This window comes from Gordonia sp. McavH-238-E (assembly GCF_022348225.1).
GTDB classification, from domain to species: Bacteria; Actinomycetota; Actinomycetes; order Mycobacteriales; family Mycobacteriaceae; genus Gordonia; species Gordonia terrae.
The window spans coordinates 131,381-157,090 of record NZ_JAKRFE010000004.1 but is presented as its reverse complement, the minus strand read 5'-3'; the positions used below and the strand labels follow the sequence as shown (position 1 = coordinate 157,090).

Annotated in this window: 22 protein-coding genes and 2 pseudogenes; 15 read left to right on the top strand and 9 right to left on the bottom strand. The window is 69.3% G+C overall.

Features of this window, described 5'->3' with window-relative positions; translation table 11 throughout:
* Positions 1-22: 22 nt before the first annotated feature.
* Positions 23-1,639, top strand: a complete 1,617-nt coding sequence (gene groL / locus MHN80_RS07060; protein WP_239400527.1) for a chaperonin GroEL — start codon at positions 23-25, stop codon at positions 1,637-1,639.
* Positions 1,640-1,741: 102 nt separating this feature from the next.
* On the opposite strand, the gene MHN80_RS07055 is transcribed toward groL, so the two are convergent.
* A complete protein-coding gene (locus MHN80_RS07055) occupies positions 1,742-2,038 on the bottom strand; it encodes a WhiB family transcriptional regulator (protein ID WP_004019187.1) in 297 nt (98 codons plus the stop codon).
* A 415-nt stretch (positions 2,039-2,453) separates the two neighbouring features.
* Here MHN80_RS07055 and MHN80_RS07050 point away from each other — a divergent pair, with 415 nt between their 5' ends.
* The 3 genes from MHN80_RS07050 (at position 2,454) to MHN80_RS07040 (ending at position 5,194) form a co-directional block, all read left to right on the top strand.
* Positions 2,454-3,386, top strand: a complete 933-nt coding sequence (locus MHN80_RS07050) for a hypothetical protein (RefSeq protein WP_239400525.1) — start codon at positions 2,454-2,456, stop codon at positions 3,384-3,386.
* 175 nt (positions 3,387-3,561) lie between these two features.
* The gene (locus tag MHN80_RS07045; RefSeq protein WP_033203601.1) at positions 3,562-4,149 is read left to right on the top strand and encodes a sigma-70 family RNA polymerase sigma factor; all 588 of its coding nucleotides are present in this window, start codon (positions 3,562-3,564) and stop codon (positions 4,147-4,149) included.
* Positions 4,133-5,194 carry an anti-sigma-D factor RsdA gene (locus MHN80_RS07040; protein ID WP_004019190.1) on the top strand — a complete coding sequence of 354 codons (1,062 nt, stop codon included), beginning with the start codon at positions 4,133-4,135 and terminating at the stop codon, positions 5,192-5,194. Before MHN80_RS07045 ends, MHN80_RS07040 begins: the two co-directional genes overlap by 17 nt.
* 133 nt (positions 5,195-5,327) lie before the next feature.
* Here MHN80_RS07040 and MHN80_RS07035 read toward each other — a convergent pair whose 3' ends face one another.
* Positions 5,328-5,717 (bottom strand): DUF5319 domain-containing protein, encoded by a 390-nt coding sequence (locus MHN80_RS07035; RefSeq protein ID WP_064571630.1) that lies wholly within the window; start codon positions 5,715-5,717, stop codon positions 5,328-5,330.
* Between the two features lie 147 nt (positions 5,718-5,864).
* Here MHN80_RS07035 and guaB point away from each other — a divergent pair, with 147 nt between their 5' ends.
* From guaB to MHN80_RS07015, 4 genes are all read left to right on the top strand, one after another.
* Positions 5,865-7,376: an IMP dehydrogenase gene (gene guaB, locus MHN80_RS07030; RefSeq protein ID WP_064571629.1), complete on the top strand. Its 1,512-nt coding sequence runs from the start codon at positions 5,865-5,867 to the stop codon at positions 7,374-7,376.
* Between the two features lie 88 nt (positions 7,377-7,464).
* A complete protein-coding gene (locus MHN80_RS07025) occupies positions 7,465-8,622 on the top strand; it encodes a GuaB3 family IMP dehydrogenase-related protein (RefSeq protein ID WP_033203751.1) in 1,158 nt (385 codons plus the stop codon).
* 70 nt (positions 8,623-8,692) lie between these two features.
* Positions 8,693-10,471 carry a GMC family oxidoreductase N-terminal domain-containing protein gene (locus MHN80_RS07020; protein WP_275447476.1) on the top strand — a complete coding sequence of 593 codons (1,779 nt, stop codon included), beginning with the start codon at positions 8,693-8,695 and terminating at the stop codon, positions 10,469-10,471.
* 96 nt (positions 10,472-10,567) lie between these two features.
* Positions 10,568-11,503, top strand: a complete 936-nt coding sequence (locus tag MHN80_RS07015) for an epimerase (RefSeq protein WP_239400521.1) — start codon at positions 10,568-10,570, stop codon at positions 11,501-11,503.
* 28 nt (positions 11,504-11,531) lie between these two features.
* Here MHN80_RS07015 and MHN80_RS07010 read toward each other — a convergent pair whose 3' ends face one another.
* Genes MHN80_RS07010 through MHN80_RS07000 form a run of 3 tightly spaced genes read right to left on the bottom strand, consistent with a single transcriptional unit; the run spans position 11,532 to position 13,459 of the window.
* Entirely contained in the window at positions 11,532-12,134 is a 603-nt protein-coding gene (locus MHN80_RS07010) for an energy-coupling factor transporter transmembrane protein EcfT (protein ID WP_239400519.1), read from the bottom strand.
* On the bottom strand, positions 12,131-12,805 hold the full coding sequence (locus MHN80_RS07005; RefSeq protein WP_239400517.1) for an energy-coupling factor ABC transporter ATP-binding protein: 675 nt from the start codon (positions 12,803-12,805) through the stop codon (positions 12,131-12,133). The genes MHN80_RS07010 and MHN80_RS07005 overlap by 4 nt, the downstream gene beginning before the upstream one ends.
* Positions 12,806-12,826: 21 nt before the next feature.
* On the bottom strand, positions 12,827-13,459 hold the full coding sequence (locus MHN80_RS07000) for a biotin transporter BioY (RefSeq protein ID WP_239400515.1): 633 nt from the start codon (positions 13,457-13,459) through the stop codon (positions 12,827-12,829).
* A 97-nt stretch (positions 13,460-13,556) separates the two neighbouring features.
* On the opposite strand from MHN80_RS07000, the gene guaA reads away from it, so the two are divergent.
* Positions 13,557-15,173, top strand: coding sequence for a glutamine-hydrolyzing GMP synthase (guaA, locus tag MHN80_RS06995; RefSeq protein ID WP_064571626.1), 1,617 nt, complete (start codon positions 13,557-13,559; stop codon positions 15,171-15,173).
* Positions 15,174-15,250: 77 nt separating this feature from the next.
* Here the strand turns inward: guaA and MHN80_RS06990 are convergent, their stop codons facing one another.
* Together MHN80_RS06990 and MHN80_RS06985 are read right to left on the bottom strand one after the other, a co-directional pair.
* The gene (locus MHN80_RS06990) at positions 15,251-15,496 is read right to left on the bottom strand and encodes a hypothetical protein (protein ID WP_101819109.1); all 246 of its coding nucleotides are present in this window, start codon (positions 15,494-15,496) and stop codon (positions 15,251-15,253) included.
* Complete coding sequence (locus MHN80_RS06985) at positions 15,493-17,025, bottom strand: PspC domain-containing protein (RefSeq protein WP_239400797.1); 1,533 nt, start codon at positions 17,023-17,025, stop codon at positions 15,493-15,495. The genes MHN80_RS06990 and MHN80_RS06985 overlap by 4 nt, the downstream gene beginning before the upstream one ends.
* Before the next feature lie 171 nt (positions 17,026-17,196).
* On the opposite strand from MHN80_RS06985, the pseudogene MHN80_RS06980 reads away from it, so the two are divergent.
* Positions 17,197-18,294, top strand: a pseudogene (locus MHN80_RS06980) (PspC domain-containing protein); the annotation flags it as partial.
* Positions 18,295-18,404: 110 nt separating this feature from the next.
* Here MHN80_RS06980 and MHN80_RS25885 read toward each other — a convergent pair.
* Positions 18,405-18,464 (bottom strand): annotated as a pseudogene (locus tag MHN80_RS25885) (hypothetical protein); the annotation flags it as partial.
* Between the two features lie 36 nt (positions 18,465-18,500).
* On the opposite strand from MHN80_RS25885, the gene MHN80_RS06975 reads away from it, so the two are divergent.
* Positions 18,501-19,205 (top strand): response regulator transcription factor, encoded by a 705-nt coding sequence (locus MHN80_RS06975; protein WP_101819107.1) that lies wholly within the window; start codon positions 18,501-18,503, stop codon positions 19,203-19,205.
* A 21-nt stretch (positions 19,206-19,226) separates the two neighbouring features.
* Here MHN80_RS06975 and MHN80_RS06970 read toward each other — a convergent pair whose 3' ends face one another.
* Positions 19,227-20,492 carry a serine/threonine-protein kinase gene (locus MHN80_RS06970; protein WP_101819106.1) on the bottom strand — a complete coding sequence of 422 codons (1,266 nt, stop codon included), beginning with the start codon at positions 20,490-20,492 and terminating at the stop codon, positions 19,227-19,229.
* Between the two features lie 77 nt (positions 20,493-20,569).
* Here MHN80_RS06970 and MHN80_RS06965 point away from each other — a divergent pair, with 77 nt between their 5' ends.
* The 4 genes from MHN80_RS06965 (at position 20,570) to MHN80_RS06950 (ending at position 25,683) form a co-directional block, all read left to right on the top strand.
* Positions 20,570-21,595, top strand: coding sequence for an Rv2578c family radical SAM protein (locus MHN80_RS06965; RefSeq protein WP_239400511.1), 1,026 nt, complete (start codon positions 20,570-20,572; stop codon positions 21,593-21,595).
* A gap of 260 nt (positions 21,596-21,855) precedes the next feature.
* On the top strand, positions 21,856-22,686 hold the full coding sequence (locus MHN80_RS06960) for a hypothetical protein (RefSeq protein WP_239400509.1): 831 nt from the start codon (positions 21,856-21,858) through the stop codon (positions 22,684-22,686).
* Positions 22,686-24,392: a DNA polymerase Y family protein gene (locus tag MHN80_RS06955; RefSeq protein WP_239400507.1), complete on the top strand. Its 1,707-nt coding sequence runs from the start codon at positions 22,686-22,688 to the stop codon at positions 24,390-24,392. The genes MHN80_RS06960 and MHN80_RS06955 overlap by 1 nt, the downstream gene beginning before the upstream one ends.
* Positions 24,393-24,453: 61 nt before the next feature.
* Entirely contained in the window at positions 24,454-25,683 is a 1,230-nt protein-coding gene (locus MHN80_RS06950; RefSeq protein WP_239400505.1) for a UPF0158 family protein, read from the top strand.
* The last annotated feature ends 27 nt before the right edge of the window (positions 25,684-25,710 follow it).

Below are 25,710 nucleotides of genomic sequence, written 5' to 3'. Positions count from 1 at the left end.
CTCCTGCTGAAGAAAGAGATTCATGGCCAAGCAGATTGAATTCAACGAAACCGCGCGACGGGCGCTCGAGCGAGGCATCGACCAGCTCGCCGACACCGTCAAGGTCACCCTCGGCCCCCGCGGACGGCATGTCGTCCTCGCCAAGGCCTTCGGCGGACCGAGCGTCACCAACGACGGCGTCACCATCGCCCGCGACATCGAACTCGACGATCCGTTCGAGAACCTCGGCGCGCAGCTGGTGAAGTCCGTCGCCACCAAGACCAACGACGTCGCGGGCGACGGCACCACCACCGCAACGGTTCTCGCGCAGGCGATGGTCAAGGCAGGTCTCCGGAACGTGGCGGCCGGGTCCAACCCGATCGCCCTCGGGCAGGGGATCAGCAAGGCTGCCGATGCGCTCAGCGAGGCCCTGCTCGCCGCGGCCACCCCCGTCTCGGGCGAGAAGGCCATCGCACAGATCGCCACCGTGTCCTCCCGGGACGAGGAGATCGGCGAGATGGTCGGCAAGGCGATGACCGCGGTCGGCGCCGACGGTGTCGTCACCGTCGAGGAGAGTTCCGGACTGAGCACCGACCTCGAGATCACCGAGGGCGTCCAGTTCGACAAGGGCTTCCTCTCGCCGTACTTCGTCACCGACGTCGACAGCCAGGAAGCGGTCCTCGAAGACGCGCTCGTGCTGCTCTACCGCGACAAGATCAGCTCCCTGCCGGAGTTCCTGCCGCTGCTGGAGAAGGTCGTCGAGGCGGGCAAGTCGCTGCTGATCGTCGCCGAGGACGTCGAGGGCGAGCCGCTGTCGACCCTCGTCGTCAACTCGATCCGCAAGACGATCCGCGCCGTCGCGGTCAAGGCGCCGTTCTTCGGCGACCGCCGCAAGGCCTTCCTCGAAGATCTCGCGGTCGTCACCGGCGGAACCGTGGTCTCCTCCGACATCGGTCTGAGCCTGTCGACCGTCGGCCTCGAGGTGCTCGGCTCGGTCCGCCGCGTCGTCGTCACCAAGGACGCGACCACCCTGGTCGAGGGTGCCGGGACCAAGGACGCGATCGCGGACCGTTCGGCCCAGCTCCGGCGCGAGATCGAGCAGTCCGACTCCGACTGGGACAAGGAGAAGCTCGCCGAGCGTCTGGCCAAGCTCTCCGGTGGTGTCGCCGTCATCCGTGTCGGCGCGGCCACCGAGACCGCCCTCAAGGAGCGCAAGCACCGCGTCGAGGACGCCGTCGCCGCGGCCAAGGCCGCGGTCGAGGAGGGCATCATCCCCGGCGGTGGCTCGGCCATCGTGCAGGCGTCGAAGAAGCTCGACGCACTCGCCGAGTCGCTGACCGGCGACGAGGCCCTGGGCGTGCGGGTCGTACGCGACTCCGCGCGTGCACCGCTGTACTGGATCGCCGCGAACGCGGGCCTCGACGGTGCGGTCGTGGTCGACAAGGTCGCAGGCGCGGCCGACGGCTCGGGATTCAATGCCGCCAGCCTCACCTACGGCGACCTGGTCGGCGAGGGCATCATCGACCCGGTGAAGGTGACCCGTTCGGCAGTCGTCAACGCGGCATCGGTGGCCCGGATGGTGTTGACCACCGAGACCGCCATCACCGACCAGCCGGCCGACGAGGCCGCCGGTCACGCCGGTCACGGGCACGCGCACTGACGTAGGACCTCGCCGGTCGCACACCGACGAACACGAGAGCCGGGTATCCCCGCAGGGATACCCGGCTCTCGCCGTCGTCAGATGGGCTCGTCGCCCCGGGCCTCAGCTGGCCATCCGGCGGCCGACGCCGCGCTTCATCAGGATGCTGCGCTCGGATTCGGAGAGGCCGCCCCAGATGCCGTACGGCTCCGCCACCGCGAGGGCGTGCTCCCGGCACTGCGCGATGACCGGGCACTGGTGGCACATCTCCTTCGCGCGGCGCTCACGTTGCGCTCGGGCCCGGCCGCGCTCGCCGTCCGGATGGAAGAACATGGCCGAGTCGACGCCGCGGCAGAGTCCTGACATCTGCCAGTCCCAGATGTCAGCGTTGGGGCCGGGGAGATGATTGGGCTGAGGCATGACAGCTACTCCTTGTCGTGGGCCGCACCGAGGTGCTCGGTGAGAAACGTCGATTTCCTGCAACGCTGAACTCACATTAAGCGGGCCTGAGAAATGGCGTCAATAGGCCCGAAATGGGACGTGATTGCCGCGAAAGTCTCAGAAATGTTAACGGCGGGTTAGGTGATGTCGGTCGGATAGCACAGCCGTGGCGAGGGTTTCTTGCGGCCCCTGGATCGGATGGTCTCACCCCATGTGACCAGCGAATACAGCGAACCTCGCGTAGTCTTTGTCCAGCGTGACGTGCGCCGGGGTGTGGTGACGTCGAGCGAACCGATTTACACGTCGGAAATCCTCCGATGATGCACCCGTGATCTGTCCAGAGAATTAACGTTGGGAATCGTTCGTTAAATTCATGCAAACCAAAAAAGTCGGAGTGACCAAGAACACCTGGGCGGCGCTCGAGAACGCCGTTGAGCTGCGTCGACACCCGTCCACCGCGTCGGTGGTGGCACCGCTTCTGCGCGCTTGGGCCGACGCGGTCTCCGCCGGTGGACGCGGGGACTACGCGGGCGCGCTGACGACGCTCATCGACCTCGAGCGGGTCGTCGGTCCGCAGACCGGCCCGTCGACGCCTCCGGGACCGCGAACCGCACTGCTGTCGCTCTGCCAGAGCACCCGCGCATCGCTGGTGCGTCAGGCCGGGCGTCATCGGATCGCACATGGGATCGACGGCCGGTCCCTCGCGACCCTGGGTCTCTCGGATGGGATGGGATCGCCGGGCCCGGCCGAGGTCTCGCTGACGCGTGCCGCGGTCGCGGACGGACTCGTCGGGCTCGCGGCCGACAATCTCGGCCTGCTGAGATTCGGTGCCTCTCGCCGGCTGCTCGATCGGGCGAGGTCGGTTCTCGACCCGTCTACCGGACCGGCCCGGGGTGAATGGTCCTGGCAGGCGCCGGACGCCGATTGGGCCACGGCGACCCGCTGTCGGTTGCGCTGGGAGTGGGTGAGCGCCGAACTCGGTCTCTATCGTGGCGACGTCTCGACCGGGCTCGGCCATGCCCGGGCGGGAGCGTTGTTGATCCGGGAGATGCGGGAGGCGGGAACCCCGGTTCCGGCTCGGTATCGCATCAAGACCGATCTCATCGCCGCGGCCGCCACCGCGGGTGGTGGGGATCGCGGCGGCGCGGCGACGGTTGCGCGCGGTGTCGCCGACGATGCTCGCGACGAGGGTCTCCGCCCGCTGGAATGGGCCGCGTTCAGTCTGCTGCTGGGCGCCGGGTCCGCCTCCGACGACGACGCCGCACGCCACCGCGAGCTCCGCGCCACGCTGATCGGCAAGGGCATGGCGCTGATGCCCGGGGGTTGATCGCTAAGGTGTGTTGGGGTCTGCCACGCCGTCGCCGCCGGGGACGTCGGGGAACGCTGCTCACCAGCCGCGGTCCACGACGGTCGCCACCGGCGGCGTCACCGTGTCGGGGCCCGTACCAGGACTGGCGGCGAGGCCGGTTGGCCGATCTGTAACACGGGGATTCCTACGCGCGATGAAGTTGACAGGTGGTGAGTTGAACGACGCCGTCCGGGCCGCGGGCCAAGGCGATCGTGCCGCTCTCACGTCAGTTCTCGAAAGCGTGCAGGAACCGATCCTGCGCTACTGCCGAGGACGCATCGGGGTCGGGGAACGCCATCTGTTCTCCGCCGACGACATCGCGCAGGAGGCATTGATGGCGGTGATGACCGCACTGCCCCGTTATCGGGACCAGGGCAAACCGTTCATGGCCTTCGTCTACGGCATCGCGTCGCACAAGGTTGCCGACGCCATGCGGGTGGCGGCGCGGGTGAAATCGGACCCGGTCGACGAGATCCCCGAGGTCTCGCACGTCGCCGGCGGCCCGGAGCAGTTCGCCATCGACGCCGACGGCAGCAGACGGATGCGAGCCCTGCTGGGCATCCTGCCGGAGAAACAGCGCGAGGTCCTGGTCCTGCGGTTGATCGTCGGCATGTCGGCGGAGGAGACCGCGCAGGCCATCGGCAGCACTGCCGGGGCGGTGCGAGTCGCCCAGCACCGGGCGCTGGCGAAATTGAAAGACGAGTTGAGACGGACAGGAGGTCACGATGAGCGGACAGTCTGATTGGCGTAGACGCCGTGTCGTCGGTGGTGACCAGCCGAACCGACCCGGCCAGCCACCGGCGCATCGCCGTGCGCCGGGTGCGAGTGGCCCGTCGCCGGCCGGTCCCGGACCCCGACCGCTGGACTCGGCTCCGTCAGGCGTCGATCCCGCCTCGGTCGAGGACGACGCCCTCGACCTCTCCGAGGTCAATTTCGACGAGAACTTCCTCGACGCGCTCACCCGCGACGTGCCGGTGCCGACCCGCGACGCGGCCGAATACCAACTGGCCGAGATGCTGTCGGGCTGGAAGTCCGAGATCATGTCCACCCCGGAGCCGGAGCTGGTGTCCGTCGACGATGTCGAACGGGCGATCGGCACCACCGAGCGGGCCAGTCGCGGGCGCCGGATGGTCCGTCACCTCCGCGTCGTGTCGGGTGCGGCCGCGATCGTCATCGTCGCGGCGGCCGGTCTGACCGTGCTCTCCGAGGGCTCGCAACCCGGTGACCCGCTGTGGGGCATCAAGCAGGTCGTGTTCGCCGAGGCGGCGTCGCAGACGCAGGCCGCGCACGATGTCCGCAACAATCTCGAGCGAGCCGAGGCCGCGATCGCGGCGGGCGACCCGGGCGCGGCGGCCGGCCTGCTGGCCGAGGCGCAGGAACGCATGGGACCGATGGACAGCGAGATGCGCGACGAGATGACCGAGTGGATGAACCGCATCCGCGACGGCGCCGGTCTGCCGACCGAACTCACCGTTCCCGCGCCGTCGACCGGCGCGGAACAGCCGGCCACGACCGAGCCGACCCGACCGGATCTGACCAGCCGCGAGGACGAGCCCTCGTCGCCCGGCGAGTCGACCCCGCCCGGTGGCGGTACCGATGAGCCGACCACGCCGTCCGAGCAGACGAGCGAACCGCAGGTGCCGTCGACGGTCCCCTCGTCGAGTGCTCCGACACAACCCTCGACGCCGTCCTCGAGCACCAAGGTCACGCGTTACCCGGCCGAATTCCCCGAGATCCCGTGGACCCCGCCGCCCGGTGTGGATGCATCGGGTCGGCCGATCGGCTGACGACCCCGGCACCACGTTCAACGAGTGAGGCCCTGCACCGAAGCGGTGCAGGGCCTCACTCGTATGGTCTGGCCGACGACTCGGTCACCGGACCGGCGAGCCGATGCGGGCTGTCCGCGTTCGTCTGCGGCAGTCAGCGTTCGTCGTCGAGATGGCTGCGCGCGTCTGCGTACCCGCGGCAGTAGTCCCACGTGACGTAGGCATCCGGGCGTGGATCCACCGCCGGCTCATGGGGCCGGACGGTGCCATCGATGAGAAGCTGGATCAGGTTGGCGCGCAACATGTCCCAGTCGTGGTAGTGGTCTTCGTGGCAGTCTTCGCAGACCACGACGAGGCCGCGCACGCCGCGATTGGCCAGCAACGCCTCGTAGAGTGCGAGATCGGCGAGATCCTCCTCGACCGCGAGCCGTTCGTTCTCGTCCAGCGGGATACCCGGTTCCACGCTGTCCAAGGCGGATGCGGGATCGCTGGGATCGTCGGCGAACGGGTCCGGCGGGAGGCCGGGTGGCAGGTGGTCACGCACCTCACCACCGTAGCCGATCCCCAGCCGCCCGCGCCGCAAGCATTCACCGGTCCCGGCGGCCGTGACCGGAGTCGATCAGGCGGTCTCACCGGCACGAAGACGCCTGTGTGACGATCGCCGCACCAGGGGAGTCGATACGATGGTCCGATGACTGCTGTTCGTACCGGTGGAGACGATCCCGGCAAGGTCGCGATGCTCGGCCTGACCTTCGACGACGTCCTGTTGCTGCCCTCGGCGTCGGACGTGATCCCCAGCGAGGTCGACACCTCGTCGCGGGTGACCAAGAACGTGACGTTGCGGGTCCCGCTGGTGAGTTCGGCGATGGACACCGTGACCGAGTCCCGGATGGCGATCGCCATGGCCCGTGCCGGCGGTATGGGTGTCCTGCACCGCAATCTGTCGATCGAGGAACAGGCCGGTCAGGTCGAGACGGTCAAGCGGTCCGAGGCCGGGATGGTCACCGATCCGGTCACCTGCACGCCCTCCCACACGCTCGCCGAGGTGGATGCGATGTGTGCGCGCTACCGCATCTCGGGCCTGCCCGTCGTCGACGACAAGGGTGAGCTCGTCGGCATCATCACCAACCGCGACATGCGCTTCGAGGTCGACCAGAGCCGACCGGTCGCCGAGGTCATGACCAAGGCGCCGCTGATCACCGCCCAGGAAGGGGTCTCCGCGGAGGCCGCGCTGGGACTGCTGCGCCGGCACAAGATCGAGAAGCTGCCGATCGTCGACGGCAACGGCCGGCTGACCGGACTCATCACCGTCAAGGACTTCGTCAAGACCGAGCAGCATCCGCTGGCGACCAAGGACTCCGACGGACGGTTGCTCGTGGGCGCAGCCGTCGGCACCGGCGACCCGCAGTGGGACCGTGCGATGGCACTCGCCGACGCCGGCGCGGACGTGATCATCGTGGACACCGCCCACGCGCACAACCGGCTCGTGCTCGACATGGTGGCCAAGCTGAAGGCCGAGGTCGGCGACCGCGTGGACGTGGTCGGCGGCAATGTGGCGACCCGTGAGGCCGCGCAGGCGCTCGTCGATGCCGGTGCCGATGCGGTGAAGGTCGGCGTCGGCCCGGGCTCGATCTGCACCACCCGCGTCGTCGCGGGCGTCGGCGCCCCCCAGATCACCGCGATCCTCGAAGCGGTGGCGGTCTGCCAGAAGGCCGGTGTGCCCGTGATCGCCGACGGCGGTCTGCAGTACTCCGGCGACATCGCCAAGGCACTCGCCGCCGGCGCGTCGACCGCGATGCTCGGTTCGCTGCTCGCGGGCACCGCCGAGGCGCCCGGCGAGCTGGTCCTCGTCAACGGCAAGCAGTTCAAGAGCTACCGGGGCATGGGCTCGCTCGGTGCGATGCAGGGGCGTGGGCAGGCGAAGTCGTACTCGAAGGACCGCTACTTCCAGGACGACGTCCTGAAGGAGGAGAAGCTGGTTCCCGAGGGCATCGAGGGACGCGTGCCGTTCCGGGGCCCGCTGTCCCAGGTGATCCACCAGCTGGTCGGCGGCCTGCGTGCCGCCATGGGCTACACCGGCGCGTCGACGATCCCGGATCTGCAGACCGCGCGGTTCGTCCAGATCACCGCGGCGGGACTCAAGGAATCCCATCCGCACGACATCACCCTGACCGCCGAGGCACCCAACTACTATTCCCGCTGAACTCCCCCGAGGCCGTTCCCGCCGGATTCGTCCGGCGGGCCAGGCCGTAGGGTCGTTGTGCAGCTGAACTCCGCAGAAAGGCGCAGTGGTGCGTGACCTCGTCGAAATCGGCATGGGCCGGACAGCCCGACGGACCTACGAGCTGGGCGACATCAGCATCGTCCCGTCCCGTCGGACCCGTTCGTCCAAGGACGTCTCCACGGCGTGGCAGATCGATGCCTACCGGTTCTCCTCGCCGATCCTGAGTCATCCGACCGATGCCCTGGTGTCGCCGTCGGTCGCGATCGAGCTCGGCAAGCTCGGTGCGCTGGGCGTCCTGAACGGCGAGGGGCTGTGGGCCCGTCATCGCGACGTCGAGGCCAAGATCGCCGAACTCGTCGCGATCGCGGCGGAGGATCCGGATCCCTATGCGGCGGTTCGGCATCTGCAGAAGCTGCATGCGGCTCCGCTCGACAGCGGCCTGCTGGGCGAGGCCGTGGCGCAGGTCCGCGATGCCGGCGTCACCACGGCCGTGCGGGTCAGCCCTCAGCATGCGCCGGAACTGACCCCGGCGCTGCTGGCCGCCGGGGTCGAGATCCTGGTGGTGCACGGCACGATCATCTCGGCCGAGCACGTGGCACAGGTCGACGCCGACGGCGCCGCGCGCGAACCGCTCAACCTCAAGACCTTCATCGCCGACCTCGACGTACCCGTCATCGCGGGCGGCGTGCACGATCACCGCACCGCCCTGCACCTGATGCGGACGGGCGCCGCGGGCGTCATCGTCGGCTACGGCTCGGCCGCGGGGGCCACCACGACCGGCGAGGTCCTCGGCATCGGTGTGCCGATGGCGACCGCCATCGCCGACGCCGCCGCCGCGCGTCGCGACTACCTGGACGAGACGGGCGGTCGCTACGTCCACGTCATCGCCGACGGCGACATCCACAGCTCGGGCGACCTGGTCAAGGCGATCGCGTGCGGCGCCGACGCCGCGGTTCTCGGAACCTCGCTCGCCGCAACGAGTTCGGCGCCCGGCAACGGCTGGTACTGGCCGTCGGCCGCGGCGCACCCGGACACCCCGCGCGGCGCGCTCCTGCAGGTCGCCGCGGGCGAGGACCGCCCGAGTCTCGAGCGTGTCCTCAACGGGCCGTCCGATGATCCCTACGGCGAACTGAACGTCGTCGGCGCGCTGCGTCGGGCCATGGCGAAGGCCGGGTACTGCGACCTGAAGGAGTTCCAGCGCGTGGGGCTGTCCGTCCACGCCTGAGTTCCCCCTGGCCCCGCGTCACGACGGGTTAGGGTGACCTGGGTCTCCTTATGTGACAATGCGCGTTAGTATGTTCGCCATGGGATTGGACAGGTCGACCGAACACGCCACCGACTTCGACGTTCTGATCGTCGGCTCCGGGTTCGGCGGGAGCGTGAGTGCGCTGCGGCTCGTGGAGAAGGGGTATCGCGTCGGCGTGGTCGAGGCGGGTCGTCGTTTCGAGGACCAGGACTTCGCCAAGACCAGCTGGCGCCTGAACCGGTGGCTGTGGGCGCCGAAGCTGGGCCTGTACGGCATCCAGCGCATCCACGCACTCAAGGACGTGATGATCCTGGCCGGGGCTGGGGTCGGCGGCGGGTCCCTCAACTACGCCAACACCCTGTACAAGCCGCCGACGCCGTTCTTCACCGATCCGCAGTGGAACCACATCACCGACTGGGAGGACGAACTCGGTCCGTATTACGACCAGGCCCGCCGGATGCTCGGCGTGGTGACCAACCCGACGGTCACCGCCTCGGATCGTGTCGTTGCCGAGGTCGCGGCGGAGATGGGTGTCGGCGACACGGTGACACCGACGCCGGTCGGGGTGTTCTTCGGTGCGAAGACGGGCTTGTCCGGGGCGCCCGGCGAGACCGTCGCCGACCCGTATTTCGGCGGTGCGGGGCCGGATCGAACCGCGTGCACCGAATGCGGCGCATGTATGACCGGATGTCGGGTGGGTGCGAAGAACACCCTGTTGAAGAACTACCTCGGTCTCGCGGAACGCAACGGCGCCACCATCATCGACCGGACGACCGTGGACTCGCTGAACCGGCGCGCCGACGGTGTGTGGGAGGTGGGCACCCATCACTCGTCGTCGTGGGGGCCGCTGGGGCGTCGCCGGCGGACGATCACCGCGGGGCAGGTGATCCTCGCGGCCGGCACGTTCAACACCCAGCGACTCCTGCATCACGCGAAACTCGCTACGCTGCCGCAAATTTCGGACGCGATGGGCAGGCTCACGCGAACGAACTCGGAGTCGATCCTGGGCGCGATGGGTTCCCGGATCGACCCGGAGAACGACTACTCGCGCGGGGTCGCGATCACCTCGTCGTTCTATCCGGAACCGAACACGCACATCGAGCCGGTGCGATACGGCAAGGGCTCCAACGCGATCGCGTACCTGCAGACCCTGCTGACCGACGGCGGGAGCCGCCGCAACCGGTTCGGCCAGTTCCTCCGCCAGGTCGCCCGCAATCCGTTGCTGCTGGTGCGGCTGCTCGTGGTGCGACAGTGGAGCGAGCGGACCGTGATCGCACTGGTCATGCAGAACAACAACAATTCACTGACCACCTTCGTCCGCAAGCGCGGACCGCTTCGCTATGTCACCAGCAAGCAGGGCCACGGGGAACCGAACCCCACCTGGATTCCCAAGGGCAACGAGGCGACTCGGCGGATCGCGGCGAAGCTGAACGGCGGTGTCGCAGGCGGAACGTGGGGCGACATCGTCAACATGCCGCTGACGGCGCATTATCTCGGCGGGTGCGCGATCTCCGACGACCCGGAGAACGGTGTCATCGATCCGTACCAGCGCGTGTGGAACTACCCGACGCTGCACATCGCCGACGGTGCGTCGGTGTCGGCCAACCTCGGTGTCAATCCGTCGCTGACGATCTGCGCGCAGGCGGAACGCGCAGCGGCGCTGTGGCCGAACAAGGGGGAACAGGATCAGCGCCCCGCACAGGGTGACCCGTACCGCCGCATCGAGCCGACGACGCCGAGGTCGCCGGTGGTCCCGGCCGACGCGCCGGGCGCCCTCCGGTTGCCGATCATCCCCGTCGTACCGGTCACGGCCCAGCGGATCTCGTAGCAACCGTGCGCGGACAGCGCGCACTGTGAGCAGGGGATCCCGTTCGGGGTCGTCGCCGGGGTAGGGTCGGCGTGCACGGCCGAACGGGGGAGACGCATGTCGGGCACAGAGTCGCCGACCGTGGTGTTGGCGGGCGGAAGTGGTTCGCTGGGAACGCATCTGGCGACCGATCTCGCCGCGCGCGGACACCATCCGGTCATCCTGACGCGGCGGATCGATCCGTCGTCGCCCTTCGAGCAGGTGATCTGGGACGGCAAGACCCAGGGCGACTGGGTCGAAGTGCTGGCCGCGGATCGCCCGACGGCGGTGGTGAACCTCGCGGGCAAGCTCGTGGACTGTCGCCCCACCGAGGCCAACATCGCCGCGCTGCGGAGCAGTCGGGTGGATGCGACTCGCGCTCTCGTCGTCGCCTCCCGGTCGCGGTCGACCCCGATCTCGTACTGGTTGCAGTCCAGCACGACGGCGATCTGGAGCGACGCAGGCGACCAGTGGTGCACGGAGTCGACGCCGGTCCCCCTCGGCCTGCCACAGATGACCGGCGTCGCGCAGCCGTGGGAGGACGCGGTGGACGGCGCGAACACCGATCACCTGACCGTGCTGCGGACGTCGATCGTCCTCGACGCGGATGCCCCGGCCATGCGCCGTCTCGTCGGCCTGACGAGATTCGGTCTCGGCGGGCGGGTCGGCGACGGCCGGCAGTGGTTCAGCTGGATTCACATCGACGACTGGCTCGCGATCGCCCGCGCGGCACTGCGCGTCGACGACGCGGTGTCCCTTCCCGACGGTGTCGTCGTGGCGGCCAGTCCGTATCCGGTGCGCAACACCGAGCTCATGGCGATGCTGCGCGCGGAGATCGGACGCCCGCCGGCGCCGCCGACGCCGGCCTGGTTGCTGAAACTCGGTGCGGTGGTGCTGCGTACGGATCCGGCGCTCGGGCTCACGGGACGCCGTGCGCGATCGGATGTCCTGGCCGACGTCGGGTTCGAGTTCCGCTTTCCCCGGCTCGAGGACGCACTCTCGGATCTGCTCTGAGTCGTCGTCCGTTGGCGGCAGCGGGGAGTCAGTCCAGGCCGCGCGCGGTGAGGGTGTCGGCGAAGCCGTCGGCGGTGCGCAGCGCGGCGAGCACGACCGGGGCGACGAGGATGCGTGGCCCGGGACGCAACCCGCGGGCCTTGCGCGCCTCGTCGACCTCGCGCACCACCTCGACCATCAGCGGGATCGCCCGGATCGTGAGCGCCAACGCGATCGCGATGAGGTCCACGCGCACACCGAAGCGGGCCAGCGGTCCCAGTGCTCGGACGATCGTGTCGAGCATGTCCGTGGTACGCGTGGTCAGCGAGACGACGGCGGCGAGCGCGACCGACAGCGCGAGGACCCCGCAGATCACCACGGCCCGTCGCCAATCGGTGAACACGACCTGGAACGCGAAGATGAACAGCAGCAGCCACAGCAGCGGGCGCAGCTGCCGCCATGCCTCGCGGGGGCCGATCCCGGCCAGTGCGTAGATCACTGCGACGCCGAGGGTTGCGATCCCGAGAGCCGGCAGCGACCGCACGGTCAGCGACAACACGAGGATGAGCACGCCCATCGCGAGGAACTTGAACCCGGCGGGCAGGCGGTGCACGAGGGTGTTGCCGGGCCGGTAGACGCCGAGCACGTTCACGACATGAGCCTGCGGTACGCCGCGAGCGCGGGCCCGGGGGAGTCGTCGGCGACGACGCGCCCCTCGTCGATGGCGATCACCCGGTCGAAGCCGGCGAGGATGTCGAGGTCATGACTGACGACGACGAGCTGTTCGTCCAGGGTGTCGAAGACCCGGGTGAGCATGCGGGTGTTGCGCAGGTCGAGCAGGGTGGTGGGCTCGTCGGCGACGATGATCGCCGGGTCGGTCACGAAGATCGACGCGAGGGCGAGGAGTTGTTTCTGTCCACCGGACAGTCGCTGGGCGGGATGGTCGGCGTGGTCGCCGAGTCCGAACCGGGCGAGTACGGCACGAGCGCGATCGGCGCGCGCCGCCTTGTCGAGATCGGTTCGGCGGAGGGACAGCTCGATGTCCTCGAGCACCGTCGGCATGATGATCTGGCGGTCGGGGTCGGAGAAGATGAATCCCACCCGTCGGCGGACCTCACGCTTGTTCTTCGCGACCGGCAGGCCGTCGACGGTGACGGTCCCCGAGTCGGGCACGACGAGCGCGTTGATCATCCGCGCCAGCGTCGACTTACCGCTGCCGTTGGCCCCGACGATCCCGATGCGGTTCTCCGACAACGTCAGCGAGACGTCGCGCAGCACGACACGACCGTCGTAGGCGTGCGAGACGTTCTCGAACTCGATCATCCGGCTCGGGCCACCGCCGCGTCAGCTGTCGGCGACGCCGGCACGCCGCGACAGTCGCATCGGCGCGATGAGTCCGGGCCGCCCGCGATGGACCTGGGCGGCGACCAGCGCGGCGATGACGGCCTTCGCGATGTCACCCGGGATGAACGGGCCGTTGGCCGACAGCGCCGCCCACACCGTCAGGTCGGTGCGCAGGAGCATGCCGACGATCCCGAACACGTAGAGCACGACGATCCCGCCGAGCACGTTGATGCCGATGCCCCAGATCACGCGGTAGCGCGGGGTGGTGCCGACACCGAGCATCATCGCGGTCAGCACGCCGATCACTATGACGGCGGGCAGGAACCCGATGAAGAAGCCCGCGGTGGGCGAGGAGAGCGAGGTGTACCCGTTGCGGCCGCCGGCGAGGATCGGCAGCCCGGCGATCGCGAGCACCATGAAGAGCACGACCGCGAGGGTTCCCTTCTTGGGTCCGAGAACCGCACCGGCGAGGATGACGCCGAGCGACTGGAGGGTGATCGGCACACCGCTGGAGCCGATGTTGATGGTCCCGGGCAGTCCGAGCGCGGCGATCAGCGCGGCGAACACGGCGGCCTGGGTGAGGTCGCCGATGCTCAGCGACCAGCGATGGGGGGTTTCCGGCGATGCAGTCATGTCGATTCCGGAGTATTTCACGCGGGTATCGCGGGCCCGCATCCGCCGGGCGGGGTGACCAGGGACGGGCGCCGGTCCGCCCACTAGACTCGGCCCGGTGACAGACTCTTCTGCGACAGATTCTCCTGCGAACTCCCCCGAGGATTTCCTCGAGGGTCCGCGGCCGGTGCTCGTCGTCGACTTCGGCGCGCAGTACGCGCAGCTGATCGCCCGCCGGGTGCGCGAGGCACGCATCTACTCCGAGGTGATCTCCCACGACGCTCCGATCGAGAAGATTCAGGAGAAGGATCCGGTTGCGATCATCCTGTCGGGTGGTCCCTCGTCGGTGTACGCCGAGGACGCGCCCGATCTCGATCCGGCCCTCTTCGACCTCGACGTCCCGGTGTTCGGCATCTGCTACGGATTCCAGGCGATGGCCGACAAGCTCGGTGGCGAGGTCGCCAACACCGGCGGCCGCGAGTTCGGGCGCACCACGCTGACCGTCAACGGCGAAGGTGTTCTGCATCAGGGCCTGTCGGACACCCAGCCGGTGTGGATGAGCCACAACGACGCCGTGCAGAGTCCGCCCGAGGGATTCACCGTCACCGGGTCGACGCCCGGTGCGCCGGTCGCGTCGTTCGAGAACCTCAAGCGCCGGATGGCCGGGGTGCAGTATCACCCCGAGGTGCTGCACACGCCGCACGGCCAGCAGATCCTCACGCGCTTCCTCTACGAGATCGCGGGCCTCGAGGCCACCTGGACCGCCGCGAACATCGCCGACGCGCTCATCGACGCGGTCGCCGACCAGATCGGCGACGGACGGGCCATCTGCGGACTGTCCGGCGGAGTCGATTCCGCGGTGGCGGCCGCGCTCGTGCAGCGGGCCATCGGGGATCGGCTGACCTGTGTCTTCGTCGACCACGGACTGCTGCGCGCGGGTGAACGCGAACAGGTGCAGCACGATTTCGTGGGCGCGACCGGCGCCAAACTCGTCACCGTCGACGCCGCGGACGTGTTCCTGCGCGAGTTGGCCGGCGTGAGCGATCCGGAGACCAAGCGCAAGATCATCGGCCGGGAGTTCATCCGGTCGTTCGAGGGTGCGGTCAGCGAGGTGCTCGGCGAGGAGGCAGAGGCGGGGGAGAAGGTCGACTTCCTCGTGCAGGGCACGCTGTATCCCGACGTCGTCGAGTCCGGCGGCGGCAGCGGGACGGCGAACATCAAGAGCCACCACAACGTGGGCGGCCTACCCGACGACCTCGAGTTCAGCCTGGTGGAGCCGCTGCGGCTGCTCTTCAAGGACGAGGTGCGCGCGGTCGGCCGCGAACTCGGGCTGCCCGAAGAGATCGTCGCACGTCAGCCGTTCCCCGGACCGGGTCTGGCGATCCGGATCGTCGGCGAGGTCACCGGCGACCGCCTGGAGATGCTCCGCAAGGCCGATCTGATCGCGCGCGAGGAACTCACCGCCGCGGGACTCGACGCACAGATCTGGCAGTGCCCGGTGGTGCTGCTGGCCGATGTGCGCAGCGTCGGTGTCCAGGGAGACGGCCGGACCTATGGACACCCGATCGTCCTGCGCCCGGTGTCGAGCGAGGACGCGATGACGGCCGACTGGACGCGCGTGCCCTACGAGGTGCTCGAGATCATCTCGACCCGCATCACCAACGAGGTGGCCGAGGTCAACCGCGTGGTGCTCGACGTGACGAGCAAGCCGCCGGGCACCATCGAATGGGAATGAGGCGATGAGAAGCGGCCGGTGGCAGATGCCACCGGCCGCTTCTCTGTCTCCGCCGGGAATCGGGACCGTTGTCGCGGTCAGCGCCGGGAACGAGTCCCGGACACGATCAGCACGAGCCCGATCAGCAGGCCGATCCCGACCGCGACCCACCCGAGGTCGGCGGCCTCGGGCAGTGCCGGCCCGTCGGCGAGTCCCCATCCGGCCACCGCGAGGGCCGCGATCCCGAGGAGTCCGAGCCCCGGTGCGCGATGGGTGGACCCGCATCCCCGGTCGTCGCTGGTGGCCGCCGGGTCGTCTCCGTAGGTGTTGTCGGGTGCGTTCATCGCAGGACCTGAACCTCTCCCATGCCGGTGCGGGCGTCGATCTGCAGGACCGGGCCATCGGTGCCGTCGCGGCCGCCGTCGAGCCCGGTGGGGCAGGTGTAGTCACCGATGCCGGTCTGGCAGTTGGCACGCACGTTCATCGTGTCGGGGACGTGGACCCGGATCGTCCCGACGCCGTTCTCCAGGCGCACCGTCCGGTCGGCGGTGAGATCCACCGCGCGCAGGTCCAGGGTCATCTCGCCGACGCCGAGCGAGTATTCGGCCTGGATGTCGTTCTCGGTCAACGGCTTCCATTCGCGCTCGCCCGCCCCTCCGGCGGGTAGCGGTCCGGACAGCCCGCTCACCCCGGAGATCACGGTGGTGACCACGACGGCGGCTCCCAGGACGATCGCGATGGGCACGAGGCCGGTGCTGTGTTCCCCGGTCCGGCGCCGGACGACGGCGGCGACCAGCAGTCCCGCGCCGATGACGGCCAGCGAGAGCGAGAGGATGTGCGGCACGGTGAACCAGTCGACGCCGATCTGGTGCAGGCCCGTGCCGACGGCGCCCGCGATGATCGCGAGACCGATCACGATCAGCGTCAGAGGTGAGCGTCGGCGCCTGCGGGCGGGCGGCTCCGCCGGGCTGGCCGGCTCGGGCAGATCCCACGCGAACCGCGCCGCCCCCAGCGGATCCCACGCGGGCGGACTCGCGTCGAGGTCGACGTCGTCGCGCGCTCCACTGCTCCCTGAGGTGTGCGGAGCGTCGGCGACCGCTCCTCCGCTCCCTGAGGTGTGCGGCGCGTCGGCGACCGCTCCTCCGCTCCCTGAGGTGTGCGGCGCGTCGGCGACCGCTCCTCCGCTCCCTGAGGTGTGCGGCGCGTCGGCGACCGCCCCTCCGCTCCCTGAGGTGTGAGGAGCGTTAGCGACGAGCCTCGAAGGGTCCTTTTCCAACTCGACCCGGGGCGCAGGCGTCACCGGATGGGTACCGGCCGGATCACTCATTGCCCGCGGTACCCAGCGCTCGAACTGACCGGCGGCCGGCGGCGGGACGACGATGTCGGTGACCGCCGCGGTGTCGATGCTCGTGCCTACCGGTGGAGTCGGGGTGCGCAGATACAACAGGAACCAGCCGCCGAGCATCAGAATCGCGCCGACGAGTCCACCGGAACCCCATGTCCGGTTGGGTCCGACAGACGTGACGATGACGATCGCGAGCACGACCAGGAGGATGACCTGGGGGTTGCCGAGTCCGTGCATCGAGCCGTGCGAGCTGTGGTCGGCTCGCGCGGATTCGACCCGGAGCGCATCGGCGCGTGCGCGGCCGGCGCCCGGGAACGCGACCCAGGCCGCGAGGTAGAGGATGAGTCCGCTGCCACCGAAGAACGCCGCCACCACGAACGCGACCTTCACCAGCGTCGGGTCCACGCGGTAGCGCGCGGCGATGCCGGTGCAGACGCCGGCGATCGTCCGATCGTCGGGCCGATACGGGCGGGTCGACCACATGCCCTGGATCTGCTGCTGGAACTCCTTGGTCTCCATGCCGATCATCGTGCCGCCCACCGGGCCACGAACACATCGGGTGATCCCCTGAATTGTCCCCCGGAGAAACCCGGTGTGCAGGGGTGGTGGAGCGACACACCCTGAGATCGACACGCACGAACCGGGGTTGACCCCGATGTCGCGGAGCCGATCGCATGGGACGATCGAGGAGTGAGTCGAATGGAGGTCGAACCGGTCCCGAGGCTGGTGCGCCGCGACGGCGGGCGCGTGGTCGCCGGCGTCGCCGGTGGACTGGCCGACCATCTCGGTGTCGATGTGTTCCGCGTGCGGATCGTGTTCGTGGTGCTGGCCGCGCTGGCCGGGGCCGGTGTTGCCGCCTATGGTCTGCTCTGGTTCTTCTGCCCCCAGGGGAGCGACACCGCGCCACCGGCGCCGGGTGTGCGCCGTCAGTCGCTCGGACTGGCGATGATCGGGCTGGTGGCGATGGCCGTGGTGGGGTTCGCGGCCTCGGGGACCCCGGCGTCGTACCTCGTACCGTTCGTCTTCATCGCGCTCGGCGCAAGCCTGGTGTGGCGCGAGTTCGACACGTCCCATCGGGCACCGCGTACCCCGCTGCTCACCTGGACCCGGCTGATCGGCGGCGTCGCGCTCGTCGTCGGCGGTCTGGTCGTCGTGGTGGTCGCGGGCGACCGCAGCTTCGGCGGACTCAACTCGACGATCCTCGCGGTCGGCGCGACCCTCATCGGCGTCGTGTTGCTGACCGTACCCCTGTGGATGCGCCTGCTGCGCACCCTCAACGAGGAGCGCTCCGCCCGGATCCGGAATGCCGAGCGCGAGGAGATCGCCTCGCACCTCCACGACTCGGTTCTGCAGACCCTGGCGCTGATCCAGAAGAAGGCGGGTCGGCCCGACGAGGTGGCACGGCTGGCTCGGAGCCAGGAACGCGAGCTGCGGGCGTGGCTGTTCGGTGATCCGGCGACCGAACGCGGTTCCCTGGCGGCGGCGCTGCGCAGTGTGGGCGCCGAGGTCGAGGACGCCTACGGTATCGAGGTGGAGATCATCACCGTCGGTGATCTGCGCCCGAACAACACCCGCGACGCCAAACGATGGTCCGCTCTCGTCGGCGCGACGCGCGAAGCCCTGGTCAACGCCGCCAAGCACTCCGGCGAGCGCACGGTGGACGTATACGGCGAGATCACCGACGACGAGGTCGAGGTGTACGTGCGCGACCGTGGCCTCGGCTTCGACCCCGAGACGGTCGACGACGACCGGCAGGGGATCTCCCGGTCGATCCGCGCTCGCGTGGAACGGATGGGCGGGCGCGTGCGGATCACCTCGACGCCCGGACGCGGAACCAACGTGGGCCTCATGATGCCGCGCGGTGACGGGGGTTCGGTGGAGGAGAGATCGGACCCGGAGAGATCTGACCCGGAGAGATCTGACCCGGAGAGGTCCGAGCCACCCGCGCGGACCGGCGAGATGAGCATGGATGCGGTCGCCCCGGCCGACAACAGGAAGGCACGATGACAGCGAGTCCGACGAGCCCCGACCCCTCCGGTCCGGTGACCGTGTACCTGGTCGACGACCACGCCGTCTTCCGTTCCGGGGTCCGTGCCGAACTGGCCGACGAGCCGGGTCTGCGTGTCGTCGGCGAAGCGGGTGCCGTGGCCGACGCGATCGACGGGATCGTCTCGACGGCGCCGGATGTGGTCCTCCTCGACGTGCACATGCCGGCCGGTGGCGGGGTGGCCGTGCTGCGCGGCGTGCTCGATCGGATCGGTTCGGCCGCACCGGGCTCGGTTCCACCGGTGTTCCTCGCGCTGAGCGTGTCCGACGCCGCCGAGGACGTCATCGCGACCATTCGCGCCGGCGCCCGCGGTTACGTGACGAAGACGATCGCAGGTCCGGAACTCGCCGACGCGGTCCGTCGGGTGGCCGACGGCGACGCGGTCTTCAGTCCGCGTCTGGCGGGTTTCGTCCTCGACTCGTTCACCGGCAAGTCCTCGGCCCCCGAGCCGCCGCTCGACCCCGAACTCGACTCGCTGACCAGGCGAGAACTGGAGGTGTTGCGTCTGCTCGCGCGGGGGTACACCTACCGCGAGATCGCCGAGGAGCTGTTCATCTCGATCAAGACGGTCGAGACCCACGCGTCGAATGTCTTGCGCAAGACGCAGCAGTCCAACCGCAACGCCCTCACCCGGTGGGCGGCCACCCGCCACATCGGCTGAGCGCCCGCCGCGGACGACCGCTCAGCGCACCAGCGCGATCGCGAGTACGACGACCACGGCGAGCACCGCGAAGAACACGAAGATCGACACCGCGAGCGCGGTGCTCGACGTGCCCGACGGTTGCGCGGGCGGACCGTACGACGGCCGGCGTCCATCGGACGGATGGTGCTGTGCCGTGGGCGGTCTCGGCGTCGACGAGTGTGGTTGCGGCGTCGACATCATCGTGGGGGACATGCCCTGTCGGGTGCGCGGCAGGTCGCGGGAGCCGCGATCGGCCGACATCGTCGGGGCGTACGGGGGCAGGGTGGCGCCGGCGGGGCGGTGCGGACCGGTGGTGGACGATCGGTTGGTCCGCTGCGACCAGACCGGCGTACCCGCCCCCGGGCGGGTGATCAGGCCGGTCAGGACCTGATCACGGGTGCCGCGGGAGCCGGCCGCGAACGAGGTGAGGAGATCTCGAGCCTGGCTCATCGTCGGGCGTTTGGTCGGGCTGGGTTCGAGGAGACGCAGCAGGACCGGCTCGAGTTCGGCGGCATTCTGCATGGGATTGATGCGGGCCCGTGCGACCTTGTGCAGCAAGGCGATCGAGTTGTCGTCGACGCCGAACGGCGGCTGGCCCTCGACCATCGTGTAGATCGTCGCGCCCAGTGAGTACACGTCCGACGCCTCTTGTGGATCGGCTCCGCGGGCGACCTCGGGGGCGAAATATGCCGGCGTGCCGGTGATCACGCCGGTCTGGGTGAGGGTGACATCGTCCTTGGCTCGTGAGATCCCGAAGTCGGTGATCTTGACCAGGCCCGTGTGGCGGCCGCCCTCGGCGATGAGGATGTTGCCCGGCTTGATGTCGCGGTGCACGATCCCCGCGGCATGGGCCTCGACCATCGCATCGGCCACCTGCGCGCCGATCTGGGCGGCTTCGGCAGGTGCGAGTGTCTTTGTGGCATGGAGGATCTGGGCGACGCTGCGCGACGGCAGGTACTCCATGACCAACCAGGGTTCGCCCCGGTCGAGGGCCACGTCGTGCATGGCGATCGCGTTGCGGTGGGAGAGTTTGGCGGCGATGCGGCCCTCTCGCATGGCCCGCTGGCGAACATTGTCCGCGGAGTCCTCGGTGAGGCCCTCGGTGGAGACGACCTGCTTGACGGCGACGTCGCGGTCGAGGAGCTGGTCGCGGGCGAGCCAGACGGTGCCCATGCCGCCCCCGCCGATCCGCGACTTCAGGCGGTATCGTCCGGCCACCAGATACTGGGGACCCGGGGCATGGTGGGGTCCGGCGGTCGTCGACATACGGAGATGATAGCGGCGCGGCCCGCACGGCGGGCACGCACTTGACAGTCGAGTCGTACGTATGTTCGACTCGGATCATGCGATGGTCCGATCAGGCGGTGGACGTCGACGACGGGTCGCTCCCCGGGCTGAGCCGGTCGGGTCTGGTCCGGTCCGTTCGCACGCCCGAGTTCGAGGGTGTCACATTCCACGAGGTGCTGGCCAAGAGTGCGCTCAACCGCGTCCCGGAGGCCTCGCAGCTCCCGTTCCAGTTCACGGTCAACACCTTTCGCGGGTGCACGCATGCCTGCCGCTACTGTTTCGCCCGTCCGACGCACGAATACCTGGACCTCGACGCGGGGACGGACTTCGACACCCAGGTGGTCGTGAAGCTCAACGTGGCGGCGGTGTTGCGCAAGGAACTCAAGCGCCGATCGTGGACCCGGGAGACGGTGGCACTGGGCACCAACACCGACCCCTACCAGCGGGCCGAGGGGCGATACCGGCTCATGCCGGGTGTGATCTCCGCGCTCGCCGAGTCCCGGACGCCGTTCTCCATCCTCACCAAGGGCACCTTGATCCGTCGTGATCTGTCGCTGTTGCGTCAGGCCGCGGGGGAGGTGTCGGTCAGCGTCGGGATCTCGCTGGCGATCCTCGATCCGGATCTGCAGAAGAAGATCGAGCCCGGGACACCGTCACCGCAGGCCCGGCTCTCGCTGATCCGCGACCTCGCCGACGCCGGGATCGCGCCGCATGTGATGGTGGCCCCCGTCATCCCGTATCTCACCGACTCCTCCGCGCATCTCGACTCCTTGCTCGAGGCCCTCGCCGACGCCGGTGCGTCGGGCGTGACCGCGTTCCCGATGCATCTGCGGTCCTCGACGAAGCCGTGGTTCCTGGAGTGGCTGGCGGAAGAGCATCCGGCTCTCATCCGCCGCTACCGAGGGCTGTACGGGCGTGGCGCCTATGTCACCCCGGAGTACTCGTCGTGGCTCCGTGACCGGATGAAGCCGCTCGTGCACCGACACGGCCTCGCGGGGTCCGGTGGTCTCCGGCAGGCGGGTCGGGACACGTCGACGACGGTGGCCGCGCCCGAGTTGCAGCACGCCCTCACCCTGTTCTGACCCCTGCTCTTCCGAGTCGGCGCAGTCCTGATCTGCGCCGATTCGACGTGTTCGAGTACATGTGCTGTCGCGCAACGGATTTCGATGTCAGTTGACGCTTGTCGGTGGTTGGTTCTACTCTCGAATCATCGAAAAAGTGTTCGAATGATCTGCGGCCGGGGGTACCCCTCGGGATCACTCGGAAGGCTGTTCGAGACCCTGGTGGCGCGCACCTTCCCGGCTCGCTCGAGTACCTCATGTCGACTGGAGGGTGTCCGGAGATGGATGTGTCAGCTGGTGTTGCCGTGACCGATGTCGCGGCCCGTGGACGCGCCGACGAACTGGCGGGATTGCGTCGGCGGATGGCGGCCATGTCCGGTCGGCCCGATCAGCGGGTGGTCGAGGTCCGCGATCGGGCGGTGGGTGTACTCCCGATGCCGGATTCGTTGTCGGAGGTGATGCCGCACAACGGGATTCCGCGGGGTACGGTGGTCGGTCTCGATGGTGCCCGCTCGGTGCTGGTCGCGATGATCGCAGCGGTGACCCGTGCCGGTGGGCAGGTGGGGATCGTCGGTCTGCCACGGTTGAGCTTGTTGTCGGCGGCGGAGATGGGTGCCGACCTGTCCCGTATCGCCACCATCCCCGATCCCGGCCCCGATCCGGTCGAGGTGGCGGCGGTCCTGCTCGACGGTATGGACCTGGTGATCCTGGACCTGGCGGGCGACGGCGTGGGGACTCGCCCACGGACCGAGGTGGTGGCCCCGTCACGTGCCCGGGTGGTCATGGGTCGGGTACGCAAGCAGTCGTCGGTGTTGCTGGTGACCGGTGGCACCTGGCCGGGCGCGCAGCTGGCCGTCGAGGCCCGTGTCCTCACCTACCGGCACAGCCCGCACCTTCCGGGCCGAACTGCTTCCCGCGCAGCCGGTCTCGACTCCGCGCGCAGTGGCTACGGCCGCATCGGCGGGATGCGGTTGCAGGTCACGGTGTCCGGCCGCGGCCGGCAGTCCGCGAGCACCGAGGTCGAGCTCCTGGCGGCGGGTCACGGCGCCGACCGCATGGTCGAGATGGTCGCGGCGACGAGTACCTCCCCGGTGCTCGCGGTGGCGAACTGATGCCCCCCGAGGAGACGGGGGCCCGGCGGATTCTCGCGCTCTGGTGCCCGGACTGGCCGGCGATGGCGGCCTCGGCCGAAGCGGACCTGCCCCCACTGCATCCGGTGGCGGTGCTGTCGGCGAATCGGGTGGTGGCCTGCTCGGCGTCGGCCCGGGCGGCGGGTGTCCGCCGTGGGATGCGCAAACGCCAGGCGCAGGCGGCGTGTACGGAGATGACCGTGGTCACCGCCGACGAGAACCGGGACGGGCGGTTGTTCGAACCGGTGGTCGCCGCGGTCGCCGAGGTGATACCAGCTCTCGAAGTGCTCCGGCCGGGTCTCCTGGTGATCGCCGGCGACCGCGCGGCCCGCTACTTCGGGGGGATGGAGGCCCTCGCGGAGGAACTCGTCGACGTGGTGTCGGCATGTGGCATCGAGTCGCAGGTCGGCATCGCCGACGAGATCTTCACCGCCGTCCTCGCCGCCCGGAACGGGCATCAGGTGGAGCCCGGAGGTGACCGGGAATATCTCGCCGGCCGGCCCGTCGCCGATCTCGCCGTCGAACCCAGCATGAGCGATCCGTCCCGGGCCGATCTCGTGGAGTTGCTGCGCCGGCTGGGGATCGGCACGATCGGTGCCTTCGCCGACATGTCCGTCACCGACGTCGCCACCCGGTTCGCCCGGGATGCGGTGGTCGCGCATCGGCTCGCCAACGCGTTGCCGGGGCGCGTCCCCTCGTCCCGCGGTGTGCCCGCCGAACTCGACGTCGACCACACCTGCGACCCGCCGGTCGACCGCATCGACGTCGCGGCGTTCATCGGCCGTACCCTCGCCGACGCGCTGCACCGACGCCTGCGCGATGCCGCGGTGGCCTGTACGCGACTCACGATCACCGCGATCACCGAACGCGGACAACAGCATTCGCGAACCTGGCGGTGCGCCCAACCGCTGACGCCGGAGACGACCGCGGATCGTATCCGATGGCAACTCGAGGGGTGGCTGACCGGCGCGGCACGACGCACCTCCCCGCTCGAAGCCCCCTACGGGAGCACAGCCCAGGGGAGAGGTGCGCAGCGCGTCACGGTGCGGGACACCCGGCCCGACTCACCGATCGTCCGCTTGCGGCTCGAGCCGGTCGAGGTCGTCGAGGCCGGTGCGCTGCACTACCAGCTCACCGACGATCTCGCCCGTGGCGGACTGGCCGGTGAGCCCGACGTGGAGGAGCGCGCCCGGCGTTCGCTGGTGCGGATACAGGGCTTGCTGGGTGGTGACGCCGTGCGCATCCCCGTGTTGAGCGGTGGTCGCGGACCCGCCGAACGGATCACGATGGTCTCCCTGGGCGACGAGCCTGCTCCGCACCGGGACCCATTGGCGCCGTGGCCCGGGCGCCTGCCACAACCCAGCCCGACGGTACTGGTGGAGACCGCGATCCATGTGCTCGACGCCGTGGGGCAACCGGTGAAGGTGACCGAACGCGGGGCCTTCACCGCCGAACCGGTGACCGTCGCCTTGGCATCATCCCGGGCACGCCGATCGAGTTGGGGCCTGTGCTGGTGGGCCGGGCCCTGGCCGGTCGGGAGCACCGACCGGCCCACCGGGCCACCGGGGCCGGCCGGAACCACCGAGACCGGACTGATCGCCCGGGCACAGGTGTTGCTCGACGATTCGCGTGCCCTGCTGCTGTGCTACCGCGCAGGCGAGTGGATCGTCGAGGGGGTCTATGAGTGACTAACGAAACGCCCGAGTACGAAACGGTGCGTTTTCGCCTCCAAGATGTCACTCTCGACGCATGGCGCGCACATGGTTGTCGGTGACCGTGGAACTGCTCGGTGGTCGAGGTACGGAACTGTGGCCCTGGCCGGGCAGGGTTTTTGCGGTCGGACCGGCGCACACGTTCAAGGATCTGGCGACCGCCATCGATGACGCGTTCGCTCGATGGGATCGTTCCCATCTGTCACTTTTCACCCTGGACGACGGCAGGGTGGTCGCCGACGCCGCGCTCGGTGCCGACCTGGCCGGTGGTATCGCCGGCCCGATCTCCGAGCCCGTGGACATCGCCACGGCCAAGGTCGCCGCGTTCGCAGCGACAGGCTCCGAGTTCCAGTACACCTTCGATCTCGGCGACGAGTGGACCCATCGGTGTGTCGTGGGAGATCTGAAGGTTGACCCGTTGGACGTGTTGGGCATCAAGCCGAGAACGCCGCTGGCGTACTTCGGCTGGGGCGACATCCCGGATCAGTACGGTCGACGGACGGCCGATGGGGACGACGAGACGCCACCACTCCCCACCGTTCCGCATCCGATGCTCGTCGGGCAGTGGCCCGCGCAGAAGGAGATACGCGAACTCGATCTGGGCGAGGTACGCGGGTCGATCGCGTCGTCGGATGCCGATCGCTTCCTGGATGCCGTCATCGGATGCGATCTGCACGACGTACTCCAGCAGGTCGGCCCCGGGGTACCGATGGCACTGCAGAAGCGCCGCGAGCGAGCCGAACCGGTGGCCGTGTCGATCGTCGAACAACTCAACCGACGGGGAGAGTCCGGCGATGCCGAACTCGCCGAGGACCTGCTCGCGAGTCTGCGCGGTGAACCCGCACCGGGACGGCCGGTCACGGTGGATCTCGAGATGCTCAGCGACCAGATGGAAGGCGATCCGAGCCGATCGACCGGTGGCTACGTCGACCTGACCACCGGTTTCGCCTACGACGACGAGAGTCTCGAGCCGGGGGTATTTGATGAGGAGATCGATGTCGAGGAGGACCCGGATCGCTGGCTGCGCTTCGACTGCGTCGGTTCGCGCGACAGCTGGCGGGACATGGCGGATTTCGCCACGCGCATCTCCGATCCCGATCTGAGGAATCGTCTGGAACGTGCGATCGAGGGGCGAGGGGCGTTCCGCAGGTTCCGGGACGTCGTCCACGAAGCGGGCGTGAATCAGCGCTGGTACGCGTTCTCCACCGATCGCAAGTTCGGACGGGCGCGCGAGTTCTTGGTCCGGCAAGGATTCCGACCGACCTGACCTGCGCACTCTGACATCTGTCACGGG

Coding starts and splice junctions, on each gene's coding strand:
- MHN80_RS07040 (WP_004019190.1), top strand. CDS start 4,133: ATGAGCGGACAGTCTGATTGGCGTAGACGCCGTGTCGTCGGTGGTGAC.
- MHN80_RS07005 (WP_239400517.1), bottom strand. CDS start 12,805: ATGATCGAGTTCGAGAACGTCTCGCACGCCTACGACGGTCGTGTCGTG.
- MHN80_RS07000 (WP_239400515.1), bottom strand. CDS start 13,459: ATGACTGCATCGCCGGAAACCCCCCATCGCTGGTCGCTGAGCATCGGC.
- MHN80_RS06965 (WP_239400511.1), top strand. CDS start 20,570: ATGCGATGGTCCGATCAGGCGGTGGACGTCGACGACGGGTCGCTCCCC.
- MHN80_RS07020 (WP_275447476.1), top strand. CDS start 8,693: ATGTTCGCCATGGGATTGGACAGGTCGACCGAACACGCCACCGACTTC.
- MHN80_RS06970 (WP_101819106.1), bottom strand. CDS start 20,492: ATGTCGACGACCGCCGGACCCCACCATGCCCCGGGTCCCCAGTATCTG.
- MHN80_RS07015 (WP_239400521.1), top strand. CDS start 10,568: ATGTCGGGCACAGAGTCGCCGACCGTGGTGTTGGCGGGCGGAAGTGGT.
- MHN80_RS06975 (WP_101819107.1), top strand. CDS start 18,501: ATGACAGCGAGTCCGACGAGCCCCGACCCCTCCGGTCCGGTGACCGTG.
- MHN80_RS06990 (WP_101819109.1), bottom strand. CDS start 15,496: ATGAACGCACCCGACAACACCTACGGAGACGACCCGGCGGCCACCAGC.
- MHN80_RS06955 (WP_239400507.1), top strand. CDS start 22,686: ATGCCCCCCGAGGAGACGGGGGCCCGGCGGATTCTCGCGCTCTGGTGC.
- MHN80_RS06960 (WP_239400509.1), top strand. CDS start 21,856: ATGGATGTGTCAGCTGGTGTTGCCGTGACCGATGTCGCGGCCCGTGGA.
- MHN80_RS06950 (WP_239400505.1), top strand. CDS start 24,454: ATGGCGCGCACATGGTTGTCGGTGACCGTGGAACTGCTCGGTGGTCGA.
- MHN80_RS07045 (WP_033203601.1), top strand. CDS start 3,562: ATGAAGTTGACAGGTGGTGAGTTGAACGACGCCGTCCGGGCCGCGGGC.
- MHN80_RS06985 (WP_239400797.1), bottom strand. CDS start 17,025: ATGATCGGCATGGAGACCAAGGAGTTCCAGCAGCAGATCCAGGGCATG.
- groL (WP_239400527.1), top strand. CDS start 23: ATGGCCAAGCAGATTGAATTCAACGAAACCGCGCGACGGGCGCTCGAG.
- MHN80_RS07055 (WP_004019187.1), bottom strand. CDS start 2,038: ATGCCTCAGCCCAATCATCTCCCCGGCCCCAACGCTGACATCTGGGAC.
- guaB (WP_064571629.1), top strand. CDS start 5,865: ATGACTGCTGTTCGTACCGGTGGAGACGATCCCGGCAAGGTCGCGATG.